Origin of the sequence: Rathayibacter sp. AY1A3, from assembly GCF_002930975.1 — a bacterium.
Classification (GTDB): Bacteria; Actinomycetota; Actinomycetes; order Actinomycetales; family Microbacteriaceae; genus Rathayibacter.
In genome coordinates, this window is record NZ_PSTO01000062.1 from 1 (window position 1) to 9242 (window position 9242).

Sequence of the window (9242 nt, forward strand, 5' to 3'; positions counted from 1 at the left end):
GGGCGGGGGCGGAGCCGGGGGGCGTCGCTCGAGTCATGGCTCGATCTTCGGGCATCCGCGGGGGCTCGTCGTCCACGAGGAGGCCGGCCGAGGACCCGCGCACCCGGTGGCCGTCTCTCCGTCACCGGATCGCCGTGATCGGATCCGCGCAGAACATCACAGAGGATGCACAGCCGTGCGACACTTGCACATCGCCATCGCCATCGTCGCCGCCGGCCGACTTCCGATGGACGATCACGACGAGGACTCATGGCACGCGCACGCATCACCTGGGTGGACACGGCGAAGGGCATCGCGATCATCCTGGTCGCCCTGGCCCACTCCGTGCAGTGGACCACGACGGCCGGGATCGCCCCCGACTCGTGGAACGAGATCAACCTCCTCCTCATCACCTTCCGGATGCCGCTGTTCTTCCTCGCCTCGGGGCTGTTCGCCGGCTCCGTGCTCACCCGGTCGTGGCCGGAGCTCTGGCGTTCGCGGCTGAGCCTGCTGGTCTGGGCCTTCCTGCTCTGGTCCGTGGTGCGGTTCCTCTTCTTCCTGGTGGTGCCCAACCCGGGCGGCACCGACGAGTCCGACCCGCTCGCGCTGCTCCTCCAGCCGGTGATGCCGCACAACGGGCTCTGGTTCCTCTACGCGCTCACGATCTTCTTCGTGGCCGCCAAGCTCGCGCAGGGCCGGATCGACTGGCGGGTGCAGATCGGGATCGCGACCGCGATCGCCGTGGTCTGGTACGCCGTCCGCTCCAGCACCTCCGAGGGCACCGGGAACATCGCCTGGGACGGCATGGCCCGCTACCTGATGTTCTTCCTGCTCGGCCTCTACCTGCGGAACGCGGTGATCGCGTTCGTGGAGCGCCGCGGGATCCTCAGCGGAGTCGGCTTCGGCGTGCTGTTCCTCGTGCTCGCCGGCGTGATCCTCGCCGTCCGCGCCCGCTTCCCGCTGCTGACGATCGGGCTGGTCCTGGTGAGCGTGCTGGCGGTCCTCGCCGGGCTCGTGGTCGCCCGCTTCCTCTCGAACCGGCGCGGCGCGGGCTGGATCACCTTCATCGGCCGCAACACGCTCCCGGTGTACGTGGTGCACGTCCTCTTCGTCTCGCTCGCCACGAGCACCCTGCTGCTCTTCGACGGAGAGCGCTGGCTCGACGTCATCGGGCCGGTCGTGCCGCTCCTGGTCTGCGGGACCGGCGTCGCGGCGGCGCTGGGCTACTGGCGCCTCACCCGCGACCTGCCCGTGCTGAAGTACGGCTTCCAGGCGCCCGCCTGGTTCTCCGGCTCCCGCTCGCGCGTCGACGCCGGCTGACCGCGGGGCGCCCGCCGACGGCGCCTCGGCATCGGCTCCGGGAGTCTCTTCACCGGGCGAGTCCGTCGATGCGTCGCGCGGTGAACGGATTCCCAGAGCCGATCTCGCGGATGTGCGCCTGGGAATCCGCTGAAGGCCCGTGAGAGGAAGTCTCAGCGCTCCGTCGCCCGCCTGATCGCTCGGCGTCGAGAGGCCGGCCGCGGCGGGTCCGACGGAGGCGAGCCCCGCTCGGCAGTCGCCGCGCGGGGGACTCCCTCGACGTCGAGAGGGACTGTCTCGACGTCGAGTGACCGGTCGGCGGGAGCGCTCGGAGGGGCGTCCGGGGCCACCCCGGAAAGGGTGCCGCCAGGAGCTCGCGGATGGCCGCACATCCGCCCCAGTACTGGGATCGGAGGCCGTCGGACCCCTCCCGCCGACCTACTCTCGGAGCTGTGAACGAACTCCTGGATCCGCTCCTGCTGTCGAGATGGCAGTTCGGTCTGACGACGATCTACCACTTCCTGTTCGTGCCGCTCACGATCGGCATGGCGCTCACCGTCGCGATCTTCCAGACCTGCTGGGTGCGCACCGGGAAGGTGCACTACCTGCAGCTGACGAAGTTCTTCGGGAAGCTCTTCCTGATCAACTTCGCGATGGGCGTCGTGACCGGGATCGTCCAGGAGTTCCAGTTCGGGATGAACTGGAGCGACTACTCCCGCTTCGTCGGCGACGTCTTCGGGGCCCCGCTGGCGTTCGAGGGCCTGCTCGCCTTCTTCCTCGAGGCCACCTTCATCGGCCTCTGGATCTTCGGCTGGGACAAGCTGCCCGAGAAGCTGCACCTGGCCACCATCTGGCTGACCACGCTGGGCACCACGCTCTCGGCCTACTTCATCATCGCCGCGAACGCGTTCATGCAGAACCCGGTCGGCTTCCGCATCAACGAGACCAAGGGCCGCGCGGAGCTCACCGACATCTGGGCACTCCTGACCAACAAGGTCGCTCTCGCCGCGTTCCCGCACACGATCTTCGCCTGCTTCATGGTCTCGGCCGCCGTCATCATCAGCGTCGCGGCCTACCACCTCTCGCGGAACCAGCACCTCGAGACCATGCGCCCGGCGCTGACGTTCGGCGCCTGGATGATGCTCGTCAGCGGCGGCCTGACCCTGTTCACCGGCGACTCGCTCGGCCTCGCGATGGTCGACACGCAGCCGATGAAGATGGCGGCCGCGGAGGCGCTCTACAGGACCTCCACGGGCGTCGACGCCTCCTTCTCCGTCTTCACCTGGGGCACGCCGGACGGCTCGAGCGAGCTGTTCTCGATCCGCATCCCCTACCTTCTCTCCTTCCTCTCGACGCACACCTTCACCGGCACGGTCGAGGGCATCAACGACCTCCAGGCGCAGTACACCCAGGTCTACGGACCCGGCGACTACACGCCGATCATCTGGGTCACCTACTGGTCGTTCCGCTGGATGATGGCGCTCGGCGTCCTGGCCATCGGCGTGGCCGCGGCCGGCCTCTGGTTCACCCGGAAGGGCCGCGAGCCGAAGCAGTGGATGTGGAAGGTCGCGATCTGGGCCGCCCCGCTGCCGCTGATGGCGATGATCGTGGGCTGGGTCTTCACCGAGATGGGCCGCCAGCCGTGGCTCGTTTTCGGGCTGCTGAAGACCGCCGACGGAGTCTCGCCCGGAGTGAGCGGCCTCGAGGTCCTGATCTCGCTGCTCGCCTTCACCGCGATCTACGGCACGCTCGCCGTGGTCGAGTTCCGCCTGATCAAGCGGGCCGCGCAGGCCGGCCCCGACGACGCTCCCGAGGTCGACGAGGAGAGCGGTCGCCCGCAGCTCGTCGGCACCGTCTACTAGGAGGCACCCCTCATGGATCTCGCCGTTCTCTGGTTCTGGATCGTCGCCTTCTTCTTCATCGGCTACTTCGTCCTCGACGGGTTCGACTTCGGCGTCGGCATGTCGCTCCCGTTCCTCGGGCGCGACGACACCGACCGCCGCGTGCTGATCAACACGATCGGCCCGGTGTGGGACCTCAACGAGACGTGGGTGATCGTCGCCGGCGCCGCCTTGTTCGCCGCGTTCCCGGAGTGGTACGCCACGCTCTTCAGCGGGTTCTACCTGCCGCTTCTGCTCATCCTGCTCGCGCTGATCGCCCGCGGCGTCTCGTTCGAGTACCGTCACCAGCGTCCGGAGGCGCAGTGGAAGCGGCGCTTCGACACGATGATCGTCGTCGGCTCCGCGGTGCCCGCCTTCCTCTGGGGCGTGGCCTTCGCGAACATCGTGCAGGGCGTCCCGATGGACGCCGACCACAACTTCACCGGCACCGTCCTGGACCTGCTGAACCCCTACGCGCTCCTGGGCGGAGCGACGACCCTCCTGCTCTTCTTCACGCACGGAGTCGTCTTCGTCGCCCTGAAGACGGAGGGGGGGATCCGCGAGCGTGCGCGCCGCCTGGCGACCCGCGCGGGGCTGCTCACCGTGGTCGTCGCCGCGGTCTTCCTGGCCTGGACCAACCTCGGCCAGGGGAGCACCGCCTCCTGGGCGCTCTCGGCGGGCGCGGCCGCGACCCTCGTCGGCGGCTGGCTCGCCATCACGCGGGGCCGGGAGGGACGCGCCTTCGCGCTGCTGGCCGGCACCATCGCGCTCGCCGTGCTCGCCCTCTTCGCGACGCTGTTCCCCGCGGTGATGCCGGCCTCGAACGTCCCCGCCTACGGGCTGACGATCGACAACGCCTCCAGCACGCCCTATACGCTGACGGTCATGAGTTGGACCGCCCTGGTGTTCGTGCCGCTCATCGTCGGCTACCAGGCCTGGACCTACTGGATCTTCCGCAAGCGCATCAGCCGCGCGCACATCCCGGTCGACGCCCACTGACGTGAAGCCCCTCGATCCGCGCCTGCTCCGCTACGCCCGGGCGGCCCGCGTGTTCCTCCTGCTCGGCGGGGTGCTCGCGCTGGCGAGGACCCTGGCGATCGTCGCCTTCGCGTGGCTCGTGGCGCAGCTGGTGGCCGGTGCGGTCGACGGGAGGAGCGCCGACGATCTCGCGCCGCTGCTGGCCGCCCTGCTCGCGGTCGTCGCGGCGCGGGCGGCTCTCGCCTGGGCGACCGAGGTGAACGCTGTGCGCGGAGGAGCAGGAGCGAAGGCGCAGCTGCGGCAGGCGGTCCTCGCCGCACTGGTCGAGCTCGGCCCGGCGGGCCGCTCCGAAGGGGGCTCGGGCGGGGTCGTCGCGCTGCTGGGCGGCGGACTGGACTCCCTCGACGGCTACTTCGCCCGCTACCTCCCGCAGCTGATCGCCACCGCGGTGGCGACGCCGCTCCTGACACTCGTGGTCTTCCTCGCCGATCCGCTCAGCGCGGTGTTCCTGGTGGTGACCCTGCCGCTCATCCCGGTGTTCATGGTGCTGATCGGCTGGGCGACCCAGGCCGTGCAGGCGCGGCAGTGGGAGCGGCTGCAGGCGCTCGCGTCCGGCTTCGTCGACACCGTCGGCGGCCTCGCGACACTCAAGATCTTCGGGCGGGCCGAGCGGCAGGCGACGCGGATCCGCGCGCTGACCGAGGACTACCGCGTGCACACGATGAAGGTGCTGCGGGTGACCTTCGTCAGCGGCTTCGTGCTGGAGCTCGCCGGCTCGCTCTCGGTCGCGCTGGTCGCCGTCTCGATCGGGCTGCGGCTCGTCGACGGCTCGCTGGGGCTGGCCGTCGGGCTGTTCGTCCTGGTGCTGGCGCCGGACGTGTTCCTGCCGGTGCGCCAGGTCGGTGCCGAGTTCCATGCGGCGGCGGACGGGGTGCAGGCGGCGGACCGCGCCTTCGCCGTCCTCGAGCGCGCGGCGGCCCTGCCCGCTCGCGGGAAGGCCCCGGCGGCGACGGGGGCGCTCGAGCTGCGGGGTCTCGCGGTCGACGACGGACGCGGGCGGACGCTCGCTCCTGTCGACGCGGTGCTCCCCGTCGGGTCGATCACCGTGGTGACCGGGCCCAGCGGGTCGGGGAAGTCGACGCTGCTCGCCGCGCTCGCGGGCTTCGTGCCCTTCTCGGGCACGCTGCTGCTCGGCGGGTCGCCGGTCGCGGATCTGCGGTCGACGCTCGCCTGGGCGGGCCAGCGGCCCGACCTGCTCCCGGGGAGCGTCGCCTCCGCCGTCGGGCTCGGAGCACTCTCGCCGGACCCCGAGCGCGTGCGGCGGGCCCTGGCGATCGCCGCCGTCGACGTGGACCCCGAGCGCCGGCTCGACGCCGAGGGGACGGGCCTCTCGGGCGGGCAGAGCGCCCGCGTCGCCGTCGCCCGCGCCGTGCACCGCCTGCTCGAGCGCGGGTGCGCGGTGCTGGCCCTGGACGAGCCGACCGCCGCCCTCGACGAGGAGTCCGAGCGGGCGCTGCTCGCCGGACTCCGGACGCTGGCGGAGAGCGGGACGATCGTCGTCGTCGCCAGCCACCGGCCCGCGACGGTCGCGGCGGCCGACGCCGTGATCGCCCTGGCGCCGGCGGGGGCGGTCGCGAGGTGAACCGCTCCGACGTCCTCCGCGCCGCGATGCCCGGGCCGCGCCGCTTCCTGCCGGGGCTGTCCTTCGGTCTGCTCTCCTCCTCGGCCGTCGTGGCGCTGCTGGCCTGCTCGGCCTGGCTGATCGTCCGCGCGGCCGAGCAGCCGCCGATCCTGTTCCTGTCCATGGCCGTCGTGGGCGTGCGGGCGTTCGCGCTGGCGCGGGCCTTCTTCCGCTACCTCGAGCGGCTGACCGGCCACGACGCCGCCTTCCGCGCGCTCGCGGAGCTCCGGGCGGGCGTCTACGAGCGCCTGGTGCCGGTCGCGCCGGACGGGCTGGGCCGCGTGCGCCGCGGCGACCTGGTCGCCCGGGTGGTGTCGGACGTCGACGCCCAGCAGGACGTGCCGCTGCGCGTCGTGCAGCCGCTGGTCGTCGCGGCGCTGGTCGCTGCGGTCTCCGTGGTCGGCGTCTGGCTGCTGCTGCCGGCGATGGGCGCCGTGCTGCTGGCGCTGCTCGTCCTCGCCTTCGCCGGCGGGGCTCTGGGCGCCGGCCGACTCTCCGCGCAGGCGGACCGCGAGCTGGCGCCGCTGCGCGGGGAGCTCGCCGAGCGCCTCAACCTGCTGGTCACCCGCCTCGACGTGCTCATCGCCTTCGATGCGGCGGGTGACGCTCTGGCGGACGTGGCACGCGCGGAGGAGTCGCTCGCCCGAGCGGCGCGTCGGCGGGCGGCCTCCGCCGGACTGGCCGCGGCCGTCCTCGCCCTCTGCTCGGGTGGAGCGGTCTGGGCGGGCCTCGCGCTCGGGATCCCGGCGATCGGCGACCTCGGCGGTCCGGCGCTGGGAGTCGTCGCGCTCGTGCCGCTCGCGGTGTTCGAGGTCGCCGCCGCCGCGCCGCTCGCCGTGCAGGCGGCGCGCACCGCGCTCTCGAGCGCTCAGCGCCTGGCCGATCTGGACGCCGAGGCGGCGTCGCCGGCGCTCGCGACCGACGCGGACGTGGACCCGGACGCCCCGGCTCCCCGGGGCGCCGGCATCGTCCTGCGCGACCTGTCGGTGAGCTGGCCCGGCGCGCACACGCCCGCGCTGCGGGGCGTCTCGCTCGACCTGCCGGAGGGTGCGCGCGTCCTCGTCACCGGCGGCAGCGGCTCCGGGAAGACGACGCTCGCGCACGCTCTGGTGCGCTTCCTCGACCACTCCGGCAGCTACCTCCTGGGCGGGGTCGAGGCGCGGACGCTGCCGCAGGCGGAGGTGCGGAAGCGGGTCGGACTCGTGGAGCAGCAGCCGTACCTCTTCGACGACACGATCCGGCAGAACCTCCTCTTCGCGCGGCCCGAGGCCGATGGCGCCGTGCTCGAGGCGGTGCTCGAGCGGGTCGGGCTCGGGCCCTGGGTCGCTGCACGCGGCGGGCTCGACGCGCGGGTGGGGGAGCGGGGCTCGCTCGTCTCGGGCGGCCAGGCTCAGCGGATCGCCCTCGCACGCGCACTCCTGGCCGACTTCCGCGTCCTGGTGCTGGACGAGCCGACGGCGTCGGTGGACGCTCCCGCGGCCGACGCTCTGCTCGGGGATCTGCTCCGCGCCGCCGAGGGGCGGACGGTGGTCCTGATCGCGCACCGGGTCGATCCGGGCCTGGAGTTCGACACGCGGATCCGGGTGGCGGACGGCACGGCGGCTCAGGAGTACCGGGCCACCTGAGCAGGCGTCCGGCTCCGCGGGGCGGTCGGTCCGAGCGGCCGTTCAGCCGTGCTCCGTCGGGACCGAGGCCCGCGCCAGGGAGGCCGCGCGCGCCAGGCGCCCGCCCTCCGCCTCCCAGCGGTCGAGGACCGCGTCCGCCCGGGTCCGCGCCGCACCAAGCAGCCCGGCCAGGAGCGGAGCGACGACGTCGCGGGCCAGCGGGTCGCTCAGCTCGTCCACGCGGGAGTCGCGGACGAAGCCCTCGAGCCGGGTGAGGTCGGAGCCGCGCAGCCACTCGGCTCGGGACTGCAGCAGCACGACGGCCGCCAGCCGCGGCTCGAACACCGCCGGGTCCCACAGCTCGGAGGAGAGGGCGGTCACGTCGTCGTGCTCGAGCGAGCGGAACTTCCTCAGCGCGTCGCGGACGGTGCCGCGGACCGCCCCGACCGAGGCGCCCGTCGAGTCGAGCCCTGCTCCCAGGCGCTCGCGCACGTCCTGCGCGCGCCAGACGTCGCCCTCGTACTCCAGGGCCGAGCGGATGAAGTCGCCGGGATCGCTCACCCCTCCATCATGCGTCGCGCGTCAGCCCCGGCTGGCCCAGACGGCCCGTCCGATGCCGTCGTACTCGACGAGGCGGCCGTCGTCCTGCAGCACGAGGCGGTAGGGCGCGACGACGCCGGTCTGGCCGATACCGAAGGAGATCCTCGGGAACCGCAGCCAGAGGATCCGGGAGTCGGCCACGTCGAGCCGGCCCTCGGAGCTCATCGAGAAGGCGGCACCGGAGGCGGAGGAGGTGTTCGTCGCCCAGTCCGCGCCGTTCGGCCCGTAGACGACGAAGTTGCCGTCGCGCTGCATCTCGGCCCGCCACTGCCCGCTCGCCGAGGTCAGCCGCGTGCCCGCGACGACGAGGCCGCTCGGGGAGAGCGAGTCGCGCACGACGAGCGCGGCACTGCTCCAGAGGACGCCGGAGTCGTCCGCGATCCGGAGATCGCCCTCGCGGAGAACCATCGTGGCGCCCGGCTCGCCGGACGTGTCCGAGGCCCACACGGGCGCGCCGTCCGCGGTGTAGACCACGGCGTTCCCGTCGTCCTGCATCCGGAGGACGTTGCCCCGGCCGCGGGTGCCGCTCGCCCAGAGAGCCCCGCCCTGCCCGTAGACGACGAGGTTGCCGTCCGCCTGCATCACCGCCGTGGTGCCTCCCTGGGTGGCGAGCCGGTTCCCCGCGTAGAGGGTGCTGCCGCGGCGGAGGGTGTCGGTGCGCGGCTCGTCGATCCGGCCGCCTATGCTGCTGGCCCAGGCGGCCGAGCCGCTGCGGCGGTAGATCACGAGATTGCCGTCGTCCTGCATCCGCAGCTCGCCGCCCGGGTCGGCCACCGTGCCGCTCGCCCAGACCGGGCGCCCGTCCGCGGCGTACACGACGAGGTTGCCGTCGTCCTGCATCCGCAGGCTGTCGCCGCGCCCCTGCGTGCCCGAGGCCCAGGTGGGACGGCCGCCGGCGGCGTAGACCACGGCGTTGCCGTCGGTCTGCATCACGAGGGAGGAGGCGCCGTCGGGGGACACCAGCCGCTCGCCGCGCGCGAGCTGCTCGCCGGCACGGAGGACCGCGGCGGAGGCGACGGCGGAGGACGCCGAGGGCGGGGCCTCGATCGCGGAGGCGGGCAGCGAGCCCAGCAGGAGCGCGCCCGTGGCGGCGAGCGCCGCGAGGGAGTGGTGTCCACGACTATCGGGCTGCTCGCGGTCGCCGTCCCGCTGCTGATCGCGCTGGTGGCGGTGGTGTGCGCCGGCGTCGTCGGCCGGGCGCTGCGCCCCGTGGAGCGGATG

At 73.1% G+C, this 9242-nt stretch carries 6 protein-coding genes and 1 pseudogene; 5 read left to right on the forward strand and 2 right to left on the reverse strand.

Translation table 11 applies throughout. The features are described from left to right. Positions 1 to 249: 249 nt before the first annotated feature. The 5 genes from C5C10_RS17030 to cydC all read left to right on the forward strand — a co-directional run bounded on the left by C5C10_RS17030 (position 250) and on the right by cydC (position 7442). On the forward strand, positions 250 to 1299 hold the full coding sequence (locus C5C10_RS17030; RefSeq protein WP_181073504.1) for an acyltransferase family protein: 1050 nt from the start codon (positions 250 to 252) through the stop codon (positions 1297 to 1299). Between the two features lie 431 nt (positions 1300 to 1730). Next, positions 1731 to 3140 carry a cytochrome ubiquinol oxidase subunit I gene (locus C5C10_RS17035; RefSeq protein WP_104329854.1) on the forward strand — a complete coding sequence of 470 codons (1410 nt, stop codon included), beginning with the start codon at positions 1731 to 1733 and terminating at the stop codon, positions 3138 to 3140. Between the two features lie 12 nt (positions 3141 to 3152). Next, the gene (gene cydB, locus C5C10_RS17040; RefSeq protein ID WP_104329855.1) at positions 3153 to 4157 is read left to right on the forward strand and encodes a cytochrome d ubiquinol oxidase subunit II; all 1005 of its coding nucleotides are present in this window, start codon (positions 3153 to 3155) and stop codon (positions 4155 to 4157) included. A 1-nt stretch (position 4158) separates the two neighbouring features. Continuing rightward, positions 4159 to 5778 carry a thiol reductant ABC exporter subunit CydD gene (gene cydD, locus C5C10_RS17045; protein WP_104329856.1) on the forward strand — a complete coding sequence of 540 codons (1620 nt, stop codon included), beginning with the start codon at positions 4159 to 4161 and terminating at the stop codon, positions 5776 to 5778. Beyond that, a complete protein-coding gene (cydC, locus tag C5C10_RS17050) occupies positions 5775 to 7442 on the forward strand; it encodes a thiol reductant ABC exporter subunit CydC (RefSeq protein WP_104329857.1) in 1668 nt (555 codons plus the stop codon). Before cydD ends, cydC begins: the two co-directional genes overlap by 4 nt. A 42-nt stretch (positions 7443 to 7484) precedes the next feature. Here the strand turns inward: cydC and C5C10_RS17055 are convergent, their stop codons facing one another. Both C5C10_RS17055 and C5C10_RS17060 read right to left on the reverse strand, forming a co-directional pair. Further along, positions 7485 to 7982: a DNA alkylation repair protein gene (locus C5C10_RS17055; RefSeq protein ID WP_104329858.1), complete on the reverse strand. Its 498-nt coding sequence runs from the start codon at positions 7980 to 7982 to the stop codon at positions 7485 to 7487. A gap of 21 nt (positions 7983 to 8003) precedes the next feature. Continuing rightward, positions 8004 to 9242: pseudogene (locus C5C10_RS17060) on the reverse strand (hypothetical protein); the annotation flags it as partial.